Genomic DNA, 24068 nt, shown 5'->3' on the forward strand with positions numbered 1-24068 from the left:
GTCCCCGGGGAGCCGTCAACCAGGCTTTGATCCGGGGGTTTCCGAATGGGGAAACCCGGCAGTCGTCATGGGCTGTCACCCATGCCTGAACACATAGGGCATGTGGAGGGAACGAGGGGAAGTGAAACATCTCAGTACCCTCAGGAAGAGAAAACAACCGTGATTCCGGGAGTAGTGGCGAGCGAAACCGGATGAGGCCAAACCGTATGCGTGTGATACCCGGCAGGGGTTGCGCATACGGGGTTGTGGGATCTCTCTTTCACAGTCTGCCGGCTGTGAGGCGAGTCAGAAACCGTTGATGTAGGCGAAGGACATGCGAAAGGTCCGGCGTAGAGGGTAAGACCCCCGTAGCTGAAACATTGACGGCTTGCTTGAGAGACACCCAAGTAGCACGGGGCCCGAGAAATCCCGTGTGAATCTGGCGGGACCACCCGCTAAGCCTAAATATTCCCTGGTGACCGATAGCGGATAGTACCGTGAGGGAATGGTGAAAAGTACCGCGGGAGCGGAGTGAAATAGTACCTGAAACCGTGTGCCTACAAGCCGTGGGAGCGTCGCTCATTGGGTTTACCCAATGGGTCGTGACTGCGTGCCTTTTGAAGAATGAGCCTGCGAGTTAGCGGTGTGTAGCGAGGTTAACCCGTGTGGGGAAGCCGTAGCGAAAGCGAGTCCGAATAGGGCGATTGAGTTGCACGCTCTAGACCCGAAGCGGAGTGATCTAGCCATGGGCAGGTTGAAGCGGAGGTAAGACTTCGTGGAGGACCGAACCCACCAGGGTTGAAAACCTGGGGGATGACCTGTGGTTAGGGGTGAAAGGCCAATCAAACTCCGTGATAGCTGGTTCTCCCCGAAATGCATTTAGGTGCAGCGTCGTGTGTTTCTTGCCGGAGGTAGAGCACTGGATAGGCGATGGGCCCTACCGGGTTACTGACCTTAGCCAAACTCCGAATGCCGGTAAGTGAGAGCACGGCAGTGAGACTGTGGGGGATAAGCTCCATGGTCGAGAGGGAAACAGCCCAGAGCATCGACTAAGGCCCCTAAGCGTACGCTAAGTGGGAAAGGATGTGGAGTCGCAGAGACAACCAGGAGGTTGGCTTAGAAGCAGCCACCCTTGAAAGAGTGCGTAATAGCTCACTGGTCAAGTGATTCCGCGCCGACAATGTAGCGGGGCTCAAGCGTACCGCCGAAGTCGTGTCATTGCAGCAATTAAGCCCCAACGGGTGCTGTGATGGGTAGGGGAGCGTCGTGTGCCGGGTGAAGCAGCCGCGGAAGCGAGTTGTGGACGGTTCACGAGTGAGAATGCAGGCATGAGTAGCGATACACACGTGAGAAACGTGTGCGCCGATTGACTAAGGGTTCCTGGGTCAAGCTGATCTGCCCAGGGTAAGTCGGGACCTAAGGCGAGGCCGACAGGCGTAGTCGATGGACAACCGGTTGATATTCCGGTACCCGCTTTGAAACGCCCAATATCGAGCCCATTAATGCTAAGGCCGTGAAGCCGCCCTGGAGCCTTCGGGCAAAGGGGAGTGGTGGAGCCGCTGACCCAAGGTGGTAGTAGGTAAGCGATGGGGTGACGCAGGAAGGTAGTCCAGCCCGGGCGGTGGTTGTCCCGGGGTAAGGGTGTAGGCCGTGTGATAGGCAAATCCGTCACACATTAAGGCTGAGACCTGATGCCGAGCCGATTGTGGTGAAGTGGATGATCCTATGCTGTCGAGAAAAGCCTCTAGCGAGTTTCATGGCGGCCCGTACCCTAAACCGACTCAGGTGGTCAGGTAGAGAATACCGAGGCGTTCGGGTGAACTATGGTTAAGGAACTCGGCAAAATGCCCCCGTAACTTCGGGAGAAGGGGGGCCATCACTGGTGATCGGATTTACTCCGTGAGCTGGGGGTGGCCGCAGAGACCAGCGAGAAGCGACTGTTTACTAAAAACACAGGTCCGTGCGAAGCCGTAAGGCGATGTATACGGACTGACGCCTGCCCGGTGCTGGAACGTTAAGGGGACCGGTTAGTGACCTTTCGGGGTTGCGAAGCTGAGAACTTAAGCGCCAGTAAACGGCGGTGGTAACTATAACCATCCTAAGGTAGCGAAATTCCTTGTCGGGTAAGTTCCGACCTGCACGAATGGCGTAACGACTTCTCGACTGTCTCAACCATAGGCCCGGTGAAATTGCACTACGAGTAAAGATGCTCGTTTCGCGCAGCAGGACGGAAAGACCCCGGGACCTTTACTACAGTTTGATATTGGTGTTCGGTTCGGCTTGTGTAGGATAGGTGGGAGACTTTGAAGCCGTGACGCCAGTCATGGTGGAGTCGCCGTTGAAATACCACTCTGGTCGTGCTGGATGTCTAACCTCGGTCCGTGATCCGGATCAGGGACAGTGTCTGATGGGTAGTTTAACTGGGGCGGTTGCCTCCCAAAGGGTAACGGAGGCGCCCAAAGGTTCCCTCAGCCTGGTTGGCAATCAGGTGTTGAGTGTAAGTGCACAAGGGAGCTTGACTGTGAGACCGACGGGTCGAGCAGGGACGAAAGTCGGGACTAGTGATCCGGCGGTGGCTTGTGGAAGCGCCGTCGCTCAACGGATAAAAGGTACCCCGGGGATAACAGGCTGATCTTCCCCAAGAGTCCATATCGACGGGATGGTTTGGCACCTCGATGTCGGCTCGTCGCATCCTGGGGCTGGAGTCGGTCCCAAGGGTTGGGCTGTTCGCCCATTAAAGCGGTACGCGAGCTGGGTTTAGAACGTCGTGAGACAGTTCGGTCCCTATCCGCTGTGCGCGTAGGAATATTGAGAAGGGCTGTCCCTAGTACGAGAGGACCGGGACGGACGAACCTCTGGTGTGCCAGTTGTCCTGCCAAGGGCATGGCTGGTTGGCTACGTTCGGGAGGGATAACCGCTGAAAGCATCTAAGCGGGAAGCCTGCTTCGAGATGAGTATTCCCACCTCCTTGAGAGGGTAAGGCTCCCAGTAGACGACTGGGTTGATAGGCCGGATGTGGAAGCCCAGTAATGGGTGGAGCTGACCGGTACTAATAGGCCGAGGGCTTGTCCTCAGTTGCTCGCGTCCACTGTGTTAGTTCTGAAGTAACGAACTCGCCCCTTGTCGGCTGGAGTTTGTTTATTTCATAGAGTTTCGGTGGTCATAGCGTTAGGGAAACGCCCGGTTACATTCCGAACCCGGAAGCTAAGCCTTTCAGCGCCGATGGTACTGCAGGGGGGACCCTGTGGGAGAGTAGGACGCCGCCGAACAATCATTGTGGGAAAGCCCCGCACCTTATGGTGCGGGGCTTTTCTGCGTTCCGGAGCAGATTCGTTCCGTCAGAGGCCCGCGAGCCCCCGGCATCCGGTGTGGGCTCCGGACCGGAGTCGAAGACCCACAGCGGAGGGATCAGAGGCGGCCGGCGGCCTTCAAGGCGAGGTAGGCGTCGGCCAGTGCGGGGGCGAGAGCGTCAGGGGCCGCGTCGACGACCGTGACACCGTGGCGACGCAGCTGATCCGCCGTGCGGTGACGCTGTGACTGTTCCTGGGCCGCCGCCGCTGCCTCGTAGACACCGTCGACCGTGCCGCGGCCCGCCGCCATCTTGGCCGTACGGGGATCGGCGACCGAGGCCACCAGAACCGTGTGGCGCCGGGTGAGCTGCGGAAGCACCGGGAGCAGTCCTTCCTCGATCGGCGCGGCGTCCAGGCTCGTGAGCAGGACGAGGAGCGAGCGGCGTGGCGCCCTGGCCAGCGCCGAGGCGGCGAGTGCCCGGGCGTCGGTCTCGACCAGTTCGGGCTCGACGGTCGCCAGGGCGTCCACCACCGCCGGCAGGACGTCCGCCGCCGAACGACCCCGGACCTGGGCGCGGAGACGTCGGTCGTAGGCCAGGACGTCCACACGGTCGCCGGCCCGGGAGGCGAGCGCCGTCAGGAGCAGTGTGGCGTCCATGGCCGCGTCCAGTCGCGGCACGTTCCCGACGCGACCCGCCGACGTGCGGCCGGTGTCGAGGACGATCAGGATGTGCCGGTCCCGCTCCGGGCGCCAGGTACGGACGGCGACGCTCGACTGCCGTGCGGTGGCACGCCAGTCGATGGACCTGGTGTCGTCACCGGGGACGTACTCGCGGAGGCTGTCGAACTCGGTGCCCTCCCCGCGGATGAGGACGCTCGTGCGGCCGTCCAGTTCGCGGAGACGGGCCAGCCGGGACGGCAGATGCTTGCGGCTCGCGAACGCCGGGAGGACGCGAACGGTCCACGGGACCTCGTGACGCCCCTGACGTGCGGCCAGGCCCAGGGGGCCGAAGGAGCGGACGGTGACGCGGTCCGCCTGCCGGTCGCCGCGGCGGGTGGGGCGCAGTGCGGTGGTGATCCGGCGGCGCTCACCGGCCGGAACGGCCAGCTTCCGGCGGGACGCGGCCTGTTCGGTGCCGGGCGTCCAGCTGCTCGGGGGCCAGGCGTCGCGCAGGTGGGCGCGCAGCCGGCGGCCCGACGGGTTGGTGACCATGAGGTGCACCTCCGCCGCGTCACCCAGTCGAACTGTTGTGTCACCACTTCGGGTGAACTGCAGCTTTCGCACTGGTGCGGCCATCGCGTAGTCGCACAGAATGGCGAGTGAGAGGGGCGCGTTGACCGCGAGCATCCCCGCCCAGCTGGGGGCGAGGAGGCCCACGGGGAGCGAACCGAGGGCGGCCAGGAGCGCTGTTCGTCCGGTGAGGGCCATGGGGCGCCGTTCTCAGCGGGGTACGGGGACGTGGGCGAGGATCGAGTGGATGACGGAGTCGGCGGTGACGCCCTCCATCTCGGCCTCGGGCCGCAGTTGGATGCGATGACGCAGGGTGGGCAGGGCGAGGGCCTTCACGTCGTCCGGGGTGACGTAGTCCCGGCCGGTGAGCCAGGCCCAGGCGCGAGCGGTGGAGAGCAGTGCGGTGGCACCACGGGGGGAGACACCGAGAGTGAGCGAGGGGGAATCACGCGTGGCACGACAGATATCGACGACATAACCGGTGATCTCCGGGGAGACCGAGGTCTTGGCGACGGCGGAGCGGGCCGCCTCGAGGTCGGCGGGGCCGGCGACCGGCCGGACGCCGGCGGCCTGCAGGTCGCGAGGGTCGAAGCCGTCCGCATGACGGGTCAGCACGCTGATCTCGTCCGCACGTGAGGGCAGCGGGACCGTCAGCTTGAGCAGGAAGCGGTCGAGTTGGGCTTCCGGCAGGGGATAGGTGCCTTCGTACTCGACCGGGTTCTGCGTGGCGGCGACCAGGAAGGGATCGGGCAGCGGGCGGGGAGTCCCGTCGACGGTGACCTGGCGCTCCTCCATCGCCTCCAGGAGCGAGGCCTGGGTCTTGGGAGGAGTGCGGTTGATCTCGTCGGCGAGCAGCAGGTTGGTGAAGACCGGGCCCGGCTGGAAGGAGAACTCGGCGGAACGCGAGTCGTAGACGAGTGAGCCCGTGACGTCACTCGGCATCAGATCGGGGGTGAACTGGACACGCTTGGTGTCGAGTTCGAGAGCGGAGGCGAGCGCCCGGACCAGGAGGGTCTTGGCGACACCGGGGACACCTTCGAGCAGGACGTGACCCCGGCAGAGCAGGGCGACGACGAGTCCGGTGACCGCGGGGTCCTGGCCGACCACGGCCTTCGCGATCTCGGTGCGCAGGGCCTCCAGGGAGGCGCGGGCGGCGTCCGAGGTCGTAGCGGTCTCGGGGGTCGGGGCGCTCATGAGGTGCGTACCTCTCTTTCGAGGGCGTCGAGTTGGTCCGCCAGGCGGATCAGGGCGGCGTCGTCGGCGGGAGCCGGGCCGAAGAGGAGGTCCCTGGTGTCCGCCGGCTCTCCGCCCACTTCGGTGCGGCGCGCGGAGAGAGCGGGGAGCAGGACCTCGGGGGAGTGGGCGTCCCTGGTGGGCACGCCGAGGAGCGGTGCGATGCGGGCGCGGGTCGCGGCGCGCAGGACGGAGCTCGCGCGGTCCCGGGCCCGGGACGTGCGGTAGAGGCGGGCACGGCCCTCCGTGGCCTCGGAGGCGCGGACGACGACCGGAAGGGGTTCGGTCACCAGGGGACCGAGGCGGCGGGCACGCCAGACCGCGGCGAGGACGGCGGCGACGGCCAGTTGAAGGGTTCCCCACAGCCAGCCGGAAGGGACGAGGGAGAGGAAGTCGTCGGTGGGCCCGTCCTCGGACTCGCCGTCGCCATCGACGGCGGAAGCGTCGGACAGGGAGGGGATGTACCAGACGAGATGGGGCCGGGAGCCGAGGAGTTGCAGGGCGAGCGAGGCGTTGCCCTGGTGGTCCAGACGGTCGTTGAGGAAGAGGTCCGGGGAGCCGACGAGGACCGTTTCGCCCGCGGCGGGGTCCTGCACGGAGACCAGGGTCGGCAGCCCGTCCGCGGGATAGCAGGCGACGGCCCGTGCCCCGGCGGTGAGGTAGCGCTCGCCGCCGAGGTCGACACTGCCGGCGCGGCCGGCGGCGGGCAGGGAGCAGTCGGCGGTCCGGTTGCGGACGGGGGCGCTGGTCGCGGAGGAGACACCGGGGGCCAGGATCGGGAGCGAGGCCTCGCCGGCGCCGACGAGGACGGTACGGCCCGCCGAGGCCCTCATGGCCTCGCGGAGAGCGGACTGCTGAGAGACGGTCAGCAGATCGGGGGTGGTGACCAGGACAGTGGTGTCCGTGCCGGTCGCGGCGGTGGCCTCGTCGAGGGAGGTGACGACCCGGAGCGTGACCCCCTGGGCCTTGAGGATCTCGGCGACGGCGCGGCTGCCGTCGGGGTCGGCGGACCTGGGGTCGAGCAGGCCGTGGTGGTCGGCGGATCGCACGGTCGCCAGGGTGAGGCCGCCGATCAGGATCAGGGCGAGCACCAGGAGCACACCACGGACGCGCGACCAGATCTGACGGGGGGTGAGGGAGGTCGAGGTGGGGCTGGTGAGCAGTCGGTTCATTCGGCTGCCCCCGCGGAAGCGCTGTCGAGGGTGGGCTTGGTCCGCTCCAGGGACGCGTCCAGCTCCTCGACACGTCGGTACGCGGGCTCGTCGGCCGTGCGCCCGCCGTAGGTGACGTCGTCGAAGGCGCGCGCCGCGGAGCGGAGCTCGTCCGCGTGGGCGGGCAGGGTACGGCCGGCCTCGGCGGCTGCCTCGTCGGCCGTGCGGCCGGGCCGCGGGTCGAGCAGCGTGCGCTCCTCCAAGGAGCGGACGATGGCCCGCATCCGCTCCTGGACCGCCTGGTTCCAGCGGCCGGCGGACGCGTGCCGGGAGGCGGCGGCCCGGTGTTCGCCGGCGGTACGGGGGCCGTCGTCGAACAGGGAGTCCGCGGTGGTGACGGCCCGTCGGGGGGTGCCGAGCCGCCACCACAGGGCGCCCGTCACGGCGAGCACCACGAGGACGACGGCGACCAGGCCGAGTACACCGCCGGGGGAGGCCCCCGACGCCGAGTCGAAGAGGCCGCCGATCCACTCCCAGAAGCGGTCGAGGCCGCGTTCGAGGAGGTTGGGGTCGTTCTCGTGGTAGACCGGCTTGGACAGCTCCCGCTCCGCCGCCTCCCGGGCGGGATCGCGAGGGATGTCCAGCGGAATGTCGTCGGCGGCCGGCCTGAACCGCCCGACGACCGCGCCCCCCGTGGCCGTCACCCCGTCAGCTCCCGGAGGTGTAGCCGGGAACGCCCGCGGCGCGGGCGAGTTCGAGGTCCAGCGCCTCGCGGCGGATGCGCTGGTCCACGTAGAGGAGGACGGTCACGCCGGCGGAGATCGGGAAGATGATCGCGTTGGCGATCACGCCGCCGATGCCCGTGATCAGGAGGAACGACCAGCTGTTGCCGGCTTCCGGGTTGTCGATGAAGCCGCTGAAGCCGCCGCCGTCGGCGACGATCGCGATGATCGCGAAGGGGATCGCGATGATCATCGCCACGATGAAGAGCAGCAGCTGCGTCAGCATCGTGATGCCGAAGATGCGCCACCAGGAGCCGTCGACCAGCTTGGCCGAGCGCTTGATCGACCGGATCACGCCCTGGCGTTCCAGCATCAGGGCGGGAGAGGAGAGGCTGAAGCGGACCATCAGCCAGACGACGACGACCAGTCCGGCGGTGCCGCCCAGACCGGCCAGAGCATCGCCGCCGGTGCCGCCGAGGAGGAGACCGGGCAGCAGGCCGACGCCCACGATGGCCGCGCTCATCAGCGGCAGCAGCAGGGTCAGTCCCAGCAGCTGGAGCAGCCGCGGCCGCGCCTCCTGCCAGGCGGCGGCGAGCGTGACCGGACGGCCGAGGATCGCCCGGCTGATCACGACGGTGAGCAGGGCGGCGCACACCAGGCTCGTCATCACCATGATGAGGAGCGCCGGGGCCAGGCCGATCATGCTGACCCGGAGGGACTCCAGGGACTGGTCGAGGGCCTCGGCCGGGGTCGCGTCCGGATTGACCTTCGGCGGGGTCGGCATGAGGTAGCGCTGGGCCAGGATGTCGGCCGTCTGGGAGATCACCGCGACCGTGACGGACACGGCCAGGACGGTGCGCCAGTACGCCCGCAGGGTGGACACCGCGCCGTCGAGGATCTCTCCGAGGCTCAGCGGGCGCAGCGGGATCACGCCGGGCTTGGCGGCCGGCGGCTTTCCCCACTGGCCGTGGACGGGGCCGCCTCCCCAGCCGGGGCTCGGCGGAGGTGTGTGGGCGCGTCCGGGGGCGGGGGCGCCCGGCGAGGACCACTGGCCGGCGGGCGGCTGGTCCTTGGACCACTGCGGGGCGGAGCCGTTCGCGTCACCGGGCTCGGTGGGCCGGGGCACTCCGGGTCCGTCGTGGCCGTCGGAGGGAGCAGACCCGGGCGAGGTCCAGCCCGGAGTGTCGTTCACGGTCGTCCACCTCGAGTGAATGGTCGCGGGGCCGGATCGGCGAACCGGCTCGGTCTCGGCGGCCGGCCCGCTGTCTGTCGAGGCGGCCGACCGTGAGCCATCGTGCCACGCGGAACCCGCCCGCGGACCGGGGTGAGGGCCTCCGTCTCGCCTTGATCGCCGAGGGCGCCGGGATCGCGCGGGGACGTGACGGGGGCCGGGGCGGGACGGGGTGCGGGGCGTGCGCCGGCACGAGGGGGACGGGCCGCGGTGGCAACGGGCGGCAGGGCGGGGCACGGGCCCGGGTGCGGGACGGGCGTCCCGCGGTGCGGAGCGGGCCGTCCGGGCGGGATTCTCCGGCCGAAGATCCACGGAATCACGAGGTCATTCCGCTATGGGCGCGGAGCGGGGGGCCAGGGTACGGTTCAGGGCGGCTACGGGGGTGACATGCATGCCTGGTATCAGCGACCACAGCGACCAGGGCAGCCACCGGTGGACGATCACAGACGTCGACGCTGGTCAGTGAGCTATCTCACCAGCCGCCTTGAGACTGATACGGAAATGGGATGATGTCGATATGAAGGGACGCGTTCTCGTCGTCGATGACGACACCGCACTGGCCGAGATGCTCGGGATCGTGCTGCGGGGTGAAGGGTTCGAGCCGTCGTTCGTAGCGGACGGTGACAAGGCGCTCGCCGCATTCCGTGAGGCCAAGCCGGACCTGGTGCTGCTGGACCTCATGCTGCCCGGCAGGGACGGCATCGAGGTGTGCCGGCTCATCAGGGCCGAGTCCGGTGTGCCCATCGTCATGCTCACGGCCAAGAGCGACACCGTCGACGTGGTGGTGGGCCTGGAGTCCGGGGCCGACGACTACATCGTCAAGCCGTTCAAGCCGAAGGAGCTCGTCGCCCGCATCCGGGCGCGACTGCGGCGGTCGGAGGAGCCCGCGCCGGAGCAGCTCGCCATCGGCGACCTGGTCATCGACGTCGCCGGTCACTCGGTGAAGCGGGACGGGCAGTCCATCGCCCTGACCCCGCTCGAGTTCGACCTGCTCGTCGCGCTGGCCCGCAAGCCGTGGCAGGTGTTCACCCGTGAGGTCCTGCTGGAGCAGGTCTGGGGATACCGGCACGCGGCCGACACCCGGCTGGTGAACGTGCACGTCCAGCGGCTTCGCTCCAAGGTCGAGAAGGACCCGGAGCGGCCGGAGATCGTGGTGACCGTCCGGGGCGTCGGTTACAAGGCGGGGCCGAGCTGACATGAGCATAGGCAGTACTGCTCCGAAGCCCGGCGAGCCGGGAGTCCGGACGGGGCGGACTGCCGGACCGAGGCGGGGGGGCTCGCGATTCGGCAGTCCGTTCCGTGGAGGACGCCTCCTCCAGGACGGAGCACCGGGTGGCCCGGTGCTCCGGCTGGTGATGCGCTGGTTCCGCCGCCCGCTGCTGCCCGCGGTGCGGCTGTGGCGCCGGAACATCCAGCTCCGCGTCGTCGCGGGCACCCTGCTGATGTCCCTCGGCGTCGTGCTGCTGCTCGGCCTGGTCGTCATCGGCCAGGTCCGCAACGGTCTCCTCGACGCCAAGGAGAAGGCCGCCCAGAGCCAGGCCGCCGGAGGTTTCTCGGCTGCCCAGGACAAGGCGGCGACGACCCCCTCCGTGCCCGGTGAGCAGGACGGCGGCCGGGCCGGGGCGTCCGTGAACTGGCGCTCCACCCTGGTCGAGCAGCTCGCCAGTGGTGGTCAGAGCGCGTTCAACGTCGTGGCGCTGTCCCTGGAGCAGTCCGAGGGCACCGCGAGCCGGGGCGCCCGCGCCTCCGGCGAGGTCGACCCCGCCACCAGCATCCCCGTCGACCTGCGGCATTCCGTCGCCCAGGGGTCGGGCACCTTCCAGACGTACGCCCGGATCCACTACACCGACGGCAAGCACTCCGAGCCGGGCCTGGTGGTCGGCAAGCGCCTCAACGACGCCGAGGGCAACCAGTACGAGCTGTACTACCTCTTCCCGCTGACCCAGGAGGAGGACTCCCTCGCCCTGGTCAAGGGCACGCTGGCGACCGCCGGGCTGTTCGTCGTGGTGCTCCTCGGAGCCATCGCCTGGCTCGTGGTGCGCCAGGTCGTCACCCCCGTCCGGATGGCGGCCGGGATCGCCGAGCGCCTCTCCGCCGGCCGGCTCCAGGAACGCATGAAGGTCACCGGCGAGGACGACATCGCCCGGCTCGGTGAAGCCTTCAACAAGATGGCGCAGAACCTCCAGCTCAAGATCCAGCAGCTGGAGGAGCTCTCGCGGATGCAGCGCCGCTTCGTCTCGGACGTCTCGCACGAGCTGCGCACGCCGCTGACGACCGTGCGGATGGCCGCCGACGTCATCCACGAGGCCCGTGTCGACTTCGACCCGATCACCGCGCGCTCCGCCGAGCTCCTCGGCGACCAGCTCGACCGCTTCGAGTCCCTCCTCGCCGACCTGCTGGAGATCAGCCGCTTCGACGCCGGAGCGGCGGCCCTGGAGGCGGAGCCGATCGACCTGCGCCAGGTCGTCCGGCGGGTCATCGGCGGCGCCGAGCCGCTCGCCGAGCGCAAGGGTGGCCGGATCGTCGTCGTCGGCGACGAGCAGCCGGTCGTGGCGGAGGCGGACGCCCGCCGGGTCGAGCGCGTGCTGCGCAACCTGGTCGTCAACGCCGTCGAGCACGGCGAGGGCCGCGACGTCGTCGTCAAGCTCGCCGCCGCGGGCGGGGCCGTCGCGGTCGCCGTCCGCGACTACGGTGTGGGACTCAAGCCGGGCGAGGCCACCCGCGTCTTCAACCGCTTCTGGCGCGCCGACCCGGCGCGCGCACGCACCACCGGCGGGACGGGCCTCGGCCTGTCGATCGCCGTCGAGGACGCGCGGCTGCACGGCGGCTGGCTCCAGGCCTGGGGCGAGCCCGGCGGAGGCTCCCAGTTCCGGCTGACGCTGCCGCGTACCGCGGACGAGCCGCTGCGCGGCTCCCCGATCCCGCTGGAGCCCGAGGACTCGCGGCGCAACCGCGAGCAGGCGGCGTCCGGCCCGTCGCAGGAGACCGGCACGCGCCTGACGGCGGTGCCCGCGCAGACCGCCGGCGACCGGCCGTCCCTGCCCGTGTCGCCGCGGCTGCCCGGAGCGCCGCGGGCCACGGCGGATCCGACCGCCCTGCCCGGCAGCGGAGCACGGGTGGTGGCACGGTCCGTGGGGGACGCCGACGGCGGCGAGGCCATGGCCACGTCGAACACCGAACGGGAAGGCGGAACACGTGGGCGCTGACTCCCGAGGGGAGCGGAAGCAGGCCGACGGGCACCAGGGACAGGGGGCAGGGGTGGAGGCGTACCGGACGGGCGCGGCGACCGAGGCGCGCGGCGGCGGCACGTCGCGCACCCCCGCGCGGGGCGGCCGGACGGCGCGTACGAGCGTGCTGCTGGCGTGCGGCGGTCTGCTCGTCGCCGGCTGCGCCACCATGCCCGACAGCGGCGACGTGGAGAGCGTGAAGGCGTCCAGCCTGGGCGACTCGCAGGTCCGGGTCTACGCCGTGCAGCCGCGCGAGAACGCCGACCCGGACGAGATCGTCGACGGCTTCCTGGAGGCCATGACCAGCGACGACCTGGGGTTCGCCACGGCCCGCAAGTACCTGACGAAGCAGGCCGCGCGCGACTGGAAGCCGGAGGCGTCCATCACGGTGCTCGCCACGGCCCCGGACCGTGAGCAGGCCGTCGCCGTGGACGACCCCGAGAGCCGCGGCCGGTCCTTCCCCATCAAGGGACGCACGGTGGCGAAGGTGAACGAGTACCACGCCTACGAGCCGGCCCGGGCCGAGTTCCAGGACGAGATCCACGTGGTCCAGCAGCCCTCGGAGGACGGCAAGGGCAAGGAGTGGCGCATCGACCACCTGCCGTCCGGGCTGGTGCTGAGCGAGGCCGACTTCCAGCGCAACTACCGGTCGGTCAACAAGTACTACTTCGCCTCCGGGGAGGACTGGGTCGTCGCCGACCCGGTCTACATCCGCCAGCGCCAGGACCCGATCACCCGGATGGACCCGGTGACGCAGACGGTCAAGGCCCTGCTCGAAGGGCCGACGCTGTGGCTGCAGGAGGCCGCGGTCTCCCGCTTCCCCTCCGGCACGGAACTGAAGAAGGGCGTCACCTCGCTCGCCCCGGACGACCAGTCCACCCTCAAGGTGCCGCTCAACGCCAAGGCCGACCGGGTCGGCCCGGAGGTGTGCCGGCGCATGGCCGCGCAGCTGCTGTTCACGCTGGGCGACCTGACCTCCGTCCGGGTCGAGCAGGTGGAGCTGCAGCGGTCCGACGGAACGTCGCTGTGCGTGCTGGGCAAGCGGCAGGCGCGGGACGAGTTCGCGCCCGTGCGCACCTCCGAGCGGGCCGAGAACCCCTTCTTCGTCGACGAGCACGGCAAGCTCATGACCCTGCTCGTGGGCGGCAGGACGGCCGAGGAGCCGCAGCCCGCGCCCGGACCCTTCGGCAAGGGCCTGCTGCCGCTGCGGTCGGTCGCCGTGGACCGCGACGAGAGTCGCGCCGCGGGCGTCGCCAAGGAGGGCCGCGAGCTGCGGGTGGCGTCGGTCCTCTCCGACGAGGAGCTGACCCCCGCGGTCGTCACGAGCACCGCCGCGCGGCCCGAGGACCGGCTCTCGGCGCCCAGCTGGGACGGCCGCGGCGACCTGTGGGTCGCCGACCGCAACCCGGTCCGGCCGCGCCTGTGGATGGTCCCGGACGGCAACGGGCAGCGCGTCGAGGTGTCGACGCCCTGGCTGGCGGACGGCATCCGGGTCGAGTCGCTGCGGGTGTCCGCCGACGGCGTCCGGATCGCCCTGCTGCTCAAGCGCCAGGACGGCCGGACCACGCTGAACATCGGGCGGGTGATGCGCGAGGGCAGCGGCGTCCAGCAGACCGTCTCGGTCGAGGACCTCAAGGCCGTGGCGCCGAGCATGGAGACGGTCACAGCGGTGTCCTGGGCCGGTCCGAGCCGGCTGGTCGTGGTCGGCAAGGAGGCCGGCGGCGTGCAGCAGGTCCGGTACATCCAGACGGACGGGGCGACCTCGGCCTCCTCGCTGCTGCCGGGCCTCAACGGCGTCACCGCGGTGGCGGCGCCCGACGACGACCGGTCCCCGCTCGTGGCGGACTCGGGCAACGACGGCATCGTGCGCCTGGTGCCCGGGGCGAACTGGCAGCGTCTGGGCAAGGTCCTCGGGTCCTCCCCCGTCTACCCGGGTTAGGTCCGGCGCTCGGCGCCGGACACCGGCCCCGCCCCGCCCTCCTCGGCGCCCGCCCCGGCCACCCTCCGGGCCGTTGTCCACAGGGGTGGCCGGTCCGCTCCGGCAGGAGGACAGTGGAGCCATGCGGGGGTGGTGGCTCGAGATCGCCGGACTGGTGCTGCCGGTCGCCTGCGGTGGCTGCGGCAGGCCGCGTTCCGAGTTGTGCCCGTCGTGCCGGGCGGAGCTGACGGCGTCCGGTCCGCGCCGGATCCTGCCCCGCCCCGTGCCCGCCGGTCTGCCCCGCGTCCACGCGGCCGCGCCCTACGACGGTGCCGTGCGCGCCGCGCTCCTCGCCCACAAGGAGCGCGGTGCCCTGGGACTCGCCAAGCCCCTGGGAGCGGCGCTGGCAGCGGCCGTGGAGGCGGCTGCGGTGTCCTGTGGGGCTCCTGGGGCCGCCCCCCTGCTCCTCGTACCGGTGCCCTCGTCGCGGCGCGCGGTGCGGGCACGTGGCCACGATCCCACCCGGCGCATCGCGCTGGCCGCGGCCCGCCGGCTGCGGCAGTCGGGGCGGCCCGCCCGGGTGGCGTCGGTTCTGCGTCAGAGCCGTGCCGTGGCCGACCAGTCCGCCCTCGACGCCCGGGGACGGTTCGCCAACCTGGCCGGGGCCCTGGAGGTGGTGGCGGGCGGTGCGCGGCTGCTGGCGGCCGGACGGGTGGTGCTGGTGGACGACCTCATGACCACCGGCGCGTCGCTGACCGAGGCGGCGCGGGCCGTGGCCGCCGTACGCCCTGTACACCCGCCGTTCACCGCCCACGGCCGTCCGGGCGGCCGGAGGGAACGCCGGATCGACCGGATCGCCCTGCCGACGCAGCCGGCCCCGCCGGCACCGGCGGCGGTCGTGGCCGGTTCGCCCTCGTCGTTCGTAATAAACCGGAACTGACAGGGAAGTTGCATCGTTGCAGGTGGTGAGAGGTGAAAACACCCGAATGGAGGTAAGTGGCTGCACCGGGTGCCGACACCCGTCCGAACGAGCTATGTTCGGTTGTGAGGAATGACGAAAGTCATGGCCTCACCCAATGCATACGGGTGCGCCTACAGGACAGGAGTTCAGGGCGAATTAACCTCAGGTCGGTGGGGTGGGGATCTTGTCGACTGGGGAGGACGAGGTGAAAGTCGCCAAGTCCGAGACTCCGGTAAACATCGGAGTCTGGTGCAAAGGGAGAGGCCCAGCGGCCTAGGAGCCGATCTGGGCGATCCGGGAACGGAGTTCTGCGTGGACATCGTCGTCAAGGGCCGCAAGACCGAGGTGCCCGAGCGGTTCCGCAAGCACGTGGCCGAGAAGCTGAAGCTGGAGAAGATCCAGAAGCTCGACGGCAAGGTGATCAGCCTCGACGTCGAGGTGTCCAAGGAGCACAACCCGCGGCAGGCCGACCGGTCCGACCGCGTGGAGATCACCCTCCACTCCCGAGGCCCGGTGATCCGGGCGGAGGCGGCGGCAGGCGACCCGTACGCAGCTCTCGACCTCGCCAGCGACAAGCTGGAGGCACGGCTGCGCAAGCAGCACGACAAGAGGTACACCCGCCGTGGCAACGGCAGGCTTTCGGCGGCCGAGGTCGGCGACGTGGTGCCGGGTGTCGCCCAGCTCAACGGCAGTGGCGAGCTCGTGGCCGAGGAGCCCGGCAAGGTACCCACCACGATGATGGGTTCGATCGAGGTTCAGGGCGAAGGCCCGCTGGTCGTCCGCGAGAAGACGCACAAGGCCGCCCCGATGACCCTCGACCAGGCTCTCTACGAGATGGAGCTGGTCGGGCACGACTTCTACCTGTTCGTCGACTCCGACAACAAGCAGCCGAGCGTCGTCTACCGGCGACACGCGTACGACTACGGCGTCATCCACCTGGAGAGCGACCCCCTGGCCGAGGGTGGCGGCGCCGGTGGTGCACTGGGCGGCTGACCCGCAGCCGCACCAGACTCAGCAGTCCCTCAAGGTGCCCCTGGAGCGCTCCGTGCGCCCCCAGGGGCACCCCCGTGCGACCACGGGATCACCACGCCGGGGTCCGGGCATGAAATCATGTCGTGCACGCCAACCGCTGCTTCGTGAGCAGCGGTTGGAGGACCGAACACGACTTCAGGCCACGGCCTCAGGGGGAGGAACGATGGCGGACAGCTTCGGGCCGGTGCACGGAGGGCGGGAGCCCGATTGCGCGGCCACCCCCGAGGGATCGGATTCGGACAGCGGCGACTCGCGGAAGGAGCCGATCCGGGTCCTCGTGGTGGACGACCACGCCCTGTTCCGGCGCGGACTCGAGATCGTCCTCGCACAGGAGGAGGACATCCTGGTCGTCGGCGAGGCGGGTGACGGGGCCGAGGCGGTCGACAAGGCCGCGGACCTGCTGCCCGACATCGTGCTGATGGACGTCCGGATGCCCAAGCGCGGGGGCATCGAGGCGTGCACCTCCATCAAGGAGGTGGCACCCAGCGCGAAGATCATCATGCTGACGATCAGCGACGAGGAGGCCGACCTCTACGACGCGATCAAGGCGGGCGCGACCGGCTATCTCCTGAAGGAGATCTCCACCGACGAGGTCGCGACCGCGATTCGCGCGGTCGCCGACGGCCAGTCGCAGATCAGCCCCTCCATGGCGTCGAAACTCCTCACCGAGTTCAAATCCATGATCCAGCGCACCGACGAGCGCAGGCTCGTGCCAGCTCCCCGGCTCACCGACCGGGAGCTGGAAGTCCTGAAGCTGGTCGCGACCGGAATGAACAACCGGGACATCGCCAAGGAATTGTTCATCTCCGAGAACACCGTGAAGAACCACGTCCGCAACATCCTGGAGAAGCTCCAGCTGCACTCCCGGATGGAAGCGGTCGTCTACGCGATGCGGGAGAAGATCCTCGAGATCAGGTGACGCCGGCGGGCCCCCTCCCGGGGGCCTGTACGCCTCTCCCGAGGGCGGCCGCGGGGGAGGCGTACGGACAGGAAGCCCCGGGAGGACCCGTCAGCCGAGCTCGGCGGTCAGCGCCGCCGCCAGGGAGCGGTCGTCCGCCCGCTCGATCCGCACGGAGTCGCACCCCACCCATTCGGCCGCCTCACGCAGCGCCACGGCCATCGGCGCGATCGCCTTCGGGGAGTCCACCGACACCTGGCGGGCCACGAGCGTCCGGCCGTCACGCGCCGGGTCCACCCGGCCCACCAGCTTCCCGCCCGCCAGCAACGGCATCGCGAAGTAGCCGTGCACCCGCTTCTGCTTCGGCACGTACGCCTCCAGCCGGTGCGTGAAGCCGAAGATCCGCTCCGTGCGCGCCCGCTCCCAGATCAGCGAGTCGAACGGCGACAGCAGCGTCGTCCGGTGCCGGCCGCGCGGCTCGGCGGCCAGCGCCGCCGGATCGGCCCAGGCGGGCTTGGCCCAGCCCGCCACCGTGACCGGCACCAGGCCGGCGGCCTCGACCGCCGCGTCGAACTGCTCGCCCTTGAGCCGGTGGTAGTCGGCGATGTCCGCGCGCGTGCCCACGCCCAGCGCCTCGCCCGCCTGCCGGACCAGCCGGCGGACGCACTCGGCGTCGTCCAGGTCGTCGTGGAGCAGGTGGTCCGGGACGGCCCGCTCGGCCAGGTCGTACACCCGCTTCCAGCCCCGCCGCTCGGTGCAGACCACCTCGCCGTACATCAGCGCGCGCTCCACGGCGATCTTCGACTCGGACCAGTCCCACCACTCGCCCTTGTTCTTCGCGCCGCCGAGCTGGGTGGCGGTCTGCGGGCCCTCGGCCCGCAGCTGCCCGATGACCGCTTCGTACGCGCCGTCCGGCAGCTGGTGGCCCCAGTGCGGCCGGTCGCGGTAGCCGCGGCGGCGGAAGGCGAAGTGCGGCCACTCCTCGACGGGCAGGATGCAGGCCGCGTGCGACCAGTACTCGAAGGCGTGCGCCTCGGTCCAGTACGCGTCCTCCACCGTCCGACGGCCCACCGCGCCCAGCCGCGCGTACGGGATCAGTTCGTGGGAGCGGGCCAGTACGGAGATCGTGTCGAGCTGGACCTGCCCCAGATGGCGCAGCACGCCGCGGACCCCGGCCTTCCGGTCAGGTGCGCCCAGGAAGCCCTGTGCGCGCAGCGCGATCCGGCGGGCGTCGTCGGCGGAGAGTTCGGCGGCGGGCGGCGGAACAGTCGTCATGATCCGCACCCTAGAGGGCGGCACCGACAGTCATCCGGCGTTCCGCGGAGCCGGCGGCCGGCGGCTGGGTGCCGGATCCGGGTACGCGGAGCCGGAAGCCGGTGAGGGCGAGCCGGCGGCCGGGTGCCGCGTCCCGAGGCCCGGCGGCGTCAGGGGGTCCGCGGCGCGGGGAGGTACGGCAGCGCGCCCGGCAGGCCGAGGTCGGCGGGGAGCAGCGAGCCGACCCAGGTGTCCCGCAGGGTGCCGTTGTTCGGCAGGGCCGCGCGCAGGACGCCCTCGACGGTGAAGCCGGCCTTCTCGGCGGTCGCCCGGGAGCCGGCGTTGCCGACCTCGGCACGCCACTCCAGCCGGGTGCAGCCCAGGTCCGTGAAGGCCCAGCGGGCCATCGCGAGCACCGCCTCGGTCATGTAGCCGCGGCCGCGGTGCTCCTTCGCCGTCCAGAAGCCGACCTCCCAGCTGCCCGAGCGCGGGTGGTGCAGGGCCGCCGCGGCCAGGAGGGGGCCGCCGTCCCGGGTCCGCACCGCGAAGGAGTACTCGGTGTCGTCGCGCCAGCCGGCCGGGACCACGTGGTTCAGGAAGTCGTGGGCGTCCTGGCGCGCGTACGGGGAGGGCACCGTGGTCCAGCGCTGGATCTCGGGGTCCTGGCAGATGTCGTGGACCTCGTCGGCGTCCTGCGGGACGAACGTGCTCAGCGTCAGACGTTCCGTGGTCAGGGTGATGGGCTCCATGACGGAATTGTGGTGACCGGGCGGCGCTGACGCGAGCACTTTTCGCACCCGGCGGCACCTTCCGCCCGCCTTGTGCGTTCTCTTTTCCGGGCGGCAGTTGCCCCACGGCACTGCGGGCCTCCCGGCGCGGCGGCGGTCTCGCTTACGATGGCCGTTGCGGTGGGGACCACCTGCCGTGCCCGCGCCCGAGTCCATCACACGACCCAGTGCCAGGCCCGACCGGCAAGGAGACCAGCCTCAGTGTCCGTCTTCAACAAGCTCATGCGTGCAGGCGAAGGCAAGATCCTGCGCAAACTGCACCGCATCGCGGACCAGGTCAACTCCATCGAAGAGGACTTCGTCAACCTCTCCGACGCCGAGTTGCGGGCGCTCACCGAGGAGTACAAGCAGCGGTACGCCGACGGTGAGAGCCTCGACGACCTGCTGCCCGAGGCCTTCGCGACCGTCCGCGAGGCCGCCAAGCGCGTCCTCGGCCAGCGCCACTACGACGTCCAGCTCATGGGCGGTGCGGCGCTCCACCTCGGCTACGTGGCCGAGATGAAGACCGGCGAGGGCAAGACCCTCGTCGGCACGCTCCCGGCGTACCTGAACGCGCTCTCCGGCAAGGGCGTGCACCTGATCACGGTCAACGACTACCTGGCCGAGCGCGACTCCGAGCTGATGGGCCGCGTTCACAAGTTCCTGGGTCTGACCGTCGGCTGCATCCTCGCCAACATGACCCCCGCGCAGCGCCGCGAGCAGTACGGCTGCGACATCACGTACGGCACGAACAACGAGTTCGGCTTCGACTACCTGCGCGACAACATGGCGTGGTCCCAGGAGGAGCTCGTCCAGCGCGGCCACAACTTCGCCTGCGTCGACGAGGTCGACTCGATCCTGGTCGACGAGGCCCGTACGCCGCTGATCATCTCCGGCCCGGCCGACCAGGCCACCAAGTGGTACGGCGACTTCGCCAAGCTGGTCACCCGCCTGACCAGGGGCGAGGCCGGCAACCCGCTCAAGGGCATCGAGGAGACCGGCGACTACGAGGTCGACGAGAAGAAGCGCACCGTCGGCATCCACGAGTCCGGCGTCGCCAAGGTCGAGGACTGGCTGGGCATCGACAACCTCTACGAGTCGGTGAACACCCCGCTCGTCGGGTACCTGAACAACGCCATCAAGGCCAAGGAACTGTTCAAGAAGGACAAGGACTACGTCGTCATCGACGGCGAAGTCATGATCGTCGACGAGCACACCGGCCGTATCCTCGCCGGCCGCCGCTACAACGAGGGCATGCACCAGGCGATCGAGGCGAAGGAAGGGGTGGACATCAAGGACGAGAACCAGACGCTCGCCACGATCACCCTGCAGAACTTCTTCCGCCTCTACGACAAGCTGTCCGGCATGACCGGTACGGCCATGACCGAGGCCGCCGAGTTCCACCAGATCTACAAGCTCGGCGTCGTCCCGATCCCGACGAACAAGCCCATGGTCCGCAAGGACCAGTCGGACCTGATCTACCGTACCGAGGTCGCGAAGTTCAACGCGGTCGTCGACGACATCGCGGAGAAGCACGAGAAGGGCCAGCCGATCCTCGTCGGTACGACGTCGGTCGAGAAGTCCGAGTACCTCTCCCAGCAGCTCTCCAAGCGCGGCATCCAGCACGAGGTGCTGAACGCCAAGCAGCACGACCGTGAGGCGACGATCGTCGCCCAGGCCGGCCGCAAGGGCGCCGTCACCGTCGCCACGAACATGGCCGGCCGAGGCACCGACATCAAGCTCGGCGGCAACCCGGACGACCTGGCCGAGGCCGAGCTGCGCCAGGCCGGTCTGGACCCGGTCGAGCACGTCGAGGAGTGGGCCGCGGCCCTGCCGGCCGCCCTGGAGCGCGCCGAGCTGGCCGTGAAGGCGGAGTTCGAGGAGGTCAAGGAGCTCGGCGGGCTCTACGTCCTCGGCACCGAGCGCCACGAGTCGCGCCGTATCGACAACCAGCTGCGCGGCCGTTCCGGCCGTCAGGGCGACCCGGGCGAGTCCCGCTTCTACCTCTCCCTCGGCGACGACCTGATGCGCCTGTTCAAGGCTCAGATGGTCGAGCGCGTCATGGCCATGGCCAACGTGCCGGACGACGTGCCGATCGAGAACAAGATGGTGACCCGCGCGATCGCCTCGGCGCAGTCCCAGGTCGAGACCCAGAACTTCGAGACCCGCAAGAACGTCCTGAAGTACGACGAGGTCCTCAACCGCCAGCGCGAGGTCATCTACGGCGAGCGTCGCCGCGTCCTGGAGGGCGAGGACCTGCACGAGCAGATCCAGCACTTCATGGACGACACGATCGACGACTACATCCGCCAGGAGACCGCCGACGGCTTCGCGGAGGAGTGGGACCTCGACCGCCTGTGGAACGCGTTCAAGCAGCTCTACCCGGTGAAGGTCACCGTGGAGGAGCTCGAGGACGCGGCCGGTGACCGCGCCGGCATCACGGCCGAGTTCATCGCCGAGTCCGTGAAGGACGACATCCACGAGCAGTACGACGCCCGTGAGAAGTCGCTCGGCTCGGACATCATGCGGGAGCTGGAGCGCCGCGTGGTCCTCTCCGTGCTCGACCGCAAGTGGCGCGAGCACCTCTACGAGATGGACTACCTCCAGGAGGGCATCGGCCTGCGCGCGATGGCCCAGAAGGACCCGCTGGTCGAGTACCAGCGCGAGGGCTTCGACATGTTCACCGCGATGATGGAGGGCATCAAGGAGGAGTCCGTCGGCTACCTGTTCAACCTGGAGGTCCAGGTCGAGCAGCAGGTCGAGGAGGTCCCGGTGCAGGACGCGGCCCCGTCGCTCGACAAGCAGGCCGCCGTGCCGGCCGGCGCCGGCCGTCCGGAGATCCGCGCCAAGGGCCTCGACGCCCCGCAGCGCCCGGACCGCCTGCACTTCTCGGCGCCGAAGGTCGACGGCGACGGCTCCGTGGTCGAGGGCGACTTCGTCAGCGACGACGCGGCCGGTGACGGACTGACCCGCGCGGAGCGCCGCAAGGCGCAGAAGAGCAGCGGCGGCCGCCGCCGCAAGAAGTAGCAGCCGGACGGTGGAGGGGCCGGACACCACGAGGTGTCCGGCCCCTTCGTCATGCCCGGCCGGCCCGCGACTGGGCCGGTACCCGCGCGTGCAGGCCGTCCAGCTCGACGGCGGCGCAGCGCCAGCGGCCGTCGGCGCCCCGCTCCAGGCGGAACGCCATGGCCCTGACCCGCTCCCCGACGGCGATGCTCGCGAAGGCCTCGACGACCCCGGTCCGGGGCGGGTGGGCCGCACAGCGGCGCAGGACGGGCCGCGCCCCGCCGGAGCGCAGCGGTGTCTCCGGGGCCAGCCGGACGAGCTGCTCGTACGCCTCGCCGACGGTCTGGCCGAGCATCCAGTGGACGGGCCGGTCGCCGCTCAGGACGGCGAGCAGCCGCTCGGCGAAGACGGCGTGGGGAGGCAGGGCGCGGGGCGCCGTACGGGCCGGTGCGGGGGTTCCGGGACGGGTTCCGGCACGGCCGCGGGGGCCGGTGCCGGCGGGGCCGCGGGGCGCGGTGCGGGCACGGCGGGCGGCGGCCTCCGGTGCGAGGGCCGGCGCGGCGGCGGTGGTCGTCGTCGTGACGGAGGTCTGCATGGGCGATCCCGTTCCCTCGCACCCGGCTGACTACCGGGCGGTAACTTCTGTTGGGGATCTTGTACGGGGCGGCGCGGAGCCGTCGCAAGGCGCCGGGGACGGCCGGGTGGCCCTCCGGCGGGTTCACCTATCAGGGTGAGCGAGGACGCCGGGCGGCCATGTGCCCACGGGTCCGGGGCATGCGTGCGGTGGACCGGCGAGGGGCGGCCCGGAAGCCCCGAAAGGGGACTCCGCACGTATCCTGAGGGCGTTTCCGACTACGAAAGCGGCCAGCCATGCGCGTGTACGTCCCCCTGACCCTCCCCGGTCTCGCACAGGCGCACAAGGCGGGCGAGCTGGGCCCCGGCCCGCTGACCGCCTTCGCCGTCACGCCGGCCCTGCGCGAGTGGTACGTCTCCGACGACATCGAGGAGCTGGAGTACGCGGCGCTCAGCCGCGCCGCCGCGGCCTCCCTGCGCCTGCTCGCCGGCGACCCCTCGGCCGCGCGGCGCCGGATCGTCGTCGCCGTCGACGTGCCGGACAAGGACGCGGCCGTCGATCCCGACCGGGGCCTGGACGCGAGCTCGCTCGGCGAGGTCCGGATCGCCGGCGCGGTCGCGCTGGCCAAGGCCGCGGCCGTGCACGCCGACGCGGACGACGCGGAGGCCGACGTCTCTGCGGCGGCGGACGCGCTGGGCGCGGCGGACCAGGGGGACGACGACGCCCAGTTCACGGTGGACGGGGCCGAGGACCACGAGCTGCTCTGGTTCGGGATCCAGGAGATCCCCGGCCTGCTGGGCTGACGCCCGCCCCGGCCCGCGGGAGCGGTCCGGCCCGCCCGGCAGGGCACCCCTGTCGGAGGCTGCCGGTACCGTCGTGCCATGGGGAAGCACGGAACGAGGCACGGCAAGCATCTGGTCTGGGACTGGAACGGGACCCTGCTCGACGACATCCAGGCGGTCATCGGCGCGACGAACGCCGCCTTCGCCGAGCTGGGCCTTGAGCCGATCACGCTCGCGCGCTATCGCGACCTGTACACGGTGCCGGTGCCGCTGTTCTACGAGCGCCTGATGGGGCGGCTGCCGACGGACACCGAGTGGGAGCTGATGGACGGCGTCTTCCACCGGCACTACTGGGCGCGGGCCGAGGGCTGCGGTCTGACCGCCGGCGCGGCGGAGCTGCTGGCCGCCCGGCAGGAGTCCGGACTCACGCAGTCGCTGCTCTCGCTCGCCCCGCACGTGGAGCTGGTCCCGCTGGTGCGCCGGCACGGGATCGAGACCCGGTTCGTCCGGGTGGACGGGCGCGTCGGATCCTCGACCGAGGGCAAGGCGGCGCACATGGTGCGGCACCTGGCGGCGCTGGGCGGTGTGCCCGCGGAGCGGGTCGTCGTCATCGGCGACGCGGCGGACGACGCCCGGGCGGCGGCGCACGTCGGCGCGAAGGCGGTCCTGTACACCGGCGGGTCGCACAGCCGCGCCAGCCTGGAGGCGGTGGGGGTGCCGGTGGTCGACTCGCTGGCGGAGGCCGTCGCCGTCGCCGAGGAGCTGGCCTGAGGGCCGTCCCGCACGCGGCCGACGCGCCCCCCGGCCCTGCC

The 24068-nt window shown here is 70.2% G+C and carries 17 protein-coding genes and 2 rRNA genes (1 of these 19 running past the window's edge); 11 read left to right on the forward strand and 8 right to left on the reverse strand.

The annotated features are described in order from the left end of the window. Both ACE1OA_RS21120 and rrf read left to right on the forward strand, forming a co-directional pair. Window positions 1-3052: ribosomal RNA gene (locus ACE1OA_RS21120) — 23S ribosomal RNA — on the forward strand; it begins 73 nt to the left of the window's first position. Between the two features lie 79 nt (window positions 3053-3131). Further along, window positions 3132-3248 (forward strand): 5S ribosomal RNA (gene rrf, locus ACE1OA_RS21125). A gap of 139 nt (window positions 3249-3387) precedes the next feature. On the opposite strand, the gene ACE1OA_RS21130 is transcribed toward rrf, so the two are convergent. Genes ACE1OA_RS21130 through ACE1OA_RS21150 form a run of 5 tightly spaced genes read right to left on the reverse strand, consistent with a single transcriptional unit; the run spans window position 3388 to window position 8798 of the window. Then, window positions 3388-4698 (reverse strand): DUF58 domain-containing protein, encoded by a 1311-nt coding sequence (locus tag ACE1OA_RS21130; protein ID WP_432753210.1) that lies wholly within the window; start codon window positions 4696-4698, stop codon window positions 3388-3390. A 12-nt stretch (window positions 4699-4710) separates the two neighbouring features. After that, window positions 4711-5694 carry an AAA family ATPase gene (locus ACE1OA_RS21135; protein ID WP_356605058.1) on the reverse strand — a complete coding sequence of 328 codons (984 nt, stop codon included), beginning with the start codon at window positions 5692-5694 and terminating at the stop codon, window positions 4711-4713. Beyond that, complete coding sequence (locus ACE1OA_RS21140; RefSeq protein WP_432753211.1) at window positions 5691-6905, reverse strand: DUF4350 domain-containing protein; 1215 nt, start codon at window positions 6903-6905, stop codon at window positions 5691-5693. Before ACE1OA_RS21140 ends, ACE1OA_RS21135 begins: the two co-directional genes overlap by 4 nt. Further along, on the reverse strand, window positions 6902-7588 hold the full coding sequence (locus tag ACE1OA_RS21145; protein ID WP_432753212.1) for a DUF4129 domain-containing protein: 687 nt from the start codon (window positions 7586-7588) through the stop codon (window positions 6902-6904). Before ACE1OA_RS21145 ends, ACE1OA_RS21140 begins: the two co-directional genes overlap by 4 nt. A gap of 4 nt (window positions 7589-7592) precedes the next feature. Continuing rightward, window positions 7593-8798: a DUF7544 domain-containing protein gene (locus ACE1OA_RS21150; protein WP_356605053.1), complete on the reverse strand. Its 1206-nt coding sequence runs from the start codon at window positions 8796-8798 to the stop codon at window positions 7593-7595. Between the two features lie 556 nt (window positions 8799-9354). Between ACE1OA_RS21150 and mtrA the strand changes: the two genes are divergently transcribed. From mtrA to ACE1OA_RS21180, 6 genes are all read left to right on the forward strand, one after another. Continuing rightward, window positions 9355-10032: a two-component system response regulator MtrA gene (gene mtrA, locus ACE1OA_RS21155; RefSeq protein ID WP_009333493.1), complete on the forward strand. Its 678-nt coding sequence runs from the start codon at window positions 9355-9357 to the stop codon at window positions 10030-10032. Window position 10033: 1 nt separating this feature from the next. Beyond that, entirely contained in the window at window positions 10034-12043 is a 2010-nt protein-coding gene (gene mtrB / locus ACE1OA_RS21160) for an MtrAB system histidine kinase MtrB (RefSeq protein ID WP_432753213.1), read from the forward strand. Between the two features lie 190 nt (window positions 12044-12233). Further along, window positions 12234-14003 (forward strand): LpqB family beta-propeller domain-containing protein, encoded by a 1770-nt coding sequence (locus tag ACE1OA_RS21165; RefSeq protein WP_384866949.1) that lies wholly within the window; start codon window positions 12234-12236, stop codon window positions 14001-14003. 121 nt (window positions 14004-14124) lie between these two features. Beyond that, complete coding sequence (locus ACE1OA_RS21170; protein ID WP_432753214.1) at window positions 14125-14922, forward strand: ComF family protein; 798 nt, start codon at window positions 14125-14127, stop codon at window positions 14920-14922. Between the two features lie 333 nt (window positions 14923-15255). Further along, window positions 15256-15936, forward strand: a complete 681-nt coding sequence (hpf, locus tag ACE1OA_RS21175) for a ribosome hibernation-promoting factor, HPF/YfiA family (RefSeq protein WP_356605047.1) — start codon at window positions 15256-15258, stop codon at window positions 15934-15936. 202 nt (window positions 15937-16138) lie between these two features. After that, window positions 16139-16894 (forward strand): response regulator, encoded by a 756-nt coding sequence (locus ACE1OA_RS21180; protein WP_147978226.1) that lies wholly within the window; start codon window positions 16139-16141, stop codon window positions 16892-16894. A gap of 90 nt (window positions 16895-16984) precedes the next feature. On the opposite strand, the gene ACE1OA_RS21185 is transcribed toward ACE1OA_RS21180, so the two are convergent. Both ACE1OA_RS21185 and ACE1OA_RS21190 read right to left on the reverse strand, forming a co-directional pair. Further along, window positions 16985-18148 carry a winged helix-turn-helix domain-containing protein gene (locus ACE1OA_RS21185; RefSeq protein ID WP_356605043.1) on the reverse strand — a complete coding sequence of 388 codons (1164 nt, stop codon included), beginning with the start codon at window positions 18146-18148 and terminating at the stop codon, window positions 16985-16987. 149 nt (window positions 18149-18297) lie between these two features. Then, window positions 18298-18876 (reverse strand): GNAT family N-acetyltransferase, encoded by a 579-nt coding sequence (locus ACE1OA_RS21190; protein ID WP_356605041.1) that lies wholly within the window; start codon window positions 18874-18876, stop codon window positions 18298-18300. Between the two features lie 240 nt (window positions 18877-19116). Here ACE1OA_RS21190 and secA point away from each other — a divergent pair, with 240 nt between their 5' ends. Continuing rightward, window positions 19117-21921 (forward strand): preprotein translocase subunit SecA, encoded by a 2805-nt coding sequence (gene secA / locus ACE1OA_RS21195; protein WP_384866911.1) that lies wholly within the window; start codon window positions 19117-19119, stop codon window positions 21919-21921. 49 nt (window positions 21922-21970) lie between these two features. Here the strand turns inward: secA and ACE1OA_RS21200 are convergent, their stop codons facing one another. Further along, window positions 21971-22495, reverse strand: a complete 525-nt coding sequence (locus tag ACE1OA_RS21200) for an Rv3235 family protein (protein ID WP_384866909.1) — start codon at window positions 22493-22495, stop codon at window positions 21971-21973. Window positions 22496-22770: 275 nt separating this feature from the next. Here ACE1OA_RS21200 and ACE1OA_RS21205 point away from each other — a divergent pair, with 275 nt between their 5' ends. Next, window positions 22771-23277: a DUF6912 family protein gene (locus ACE1OA_RS21205; protein ID WP_361310495.1), complete on the forward strand. Its 507-nt coding sequence runs from the start codon at window positions 22771-22773 to the stop codon at window positions 23275-23277. A gap of 78 nt (window positions 23278-23355) precedes the next feature. Continuing rightward, entirely contained in the window at window positions 23356-24027 is a 672-nt protein-coding gene (locus ACE1OA_RS21210; protein WP_386542216.1) for an HAD family hydrolase, read from the forward strand. Window positions 24028-24068 lie beyond the last annotated feature (41 nt).

The sequence above is a fragment of the Streptomyces sp. JL2001 genome, assembly GCF_050917515.1.
Classification (GTDB): domain Bacteria; phylum Actinomycetota; class Actinomycetes; order Streptomycetales; family Streptomycetaceae; genus Streptomyces.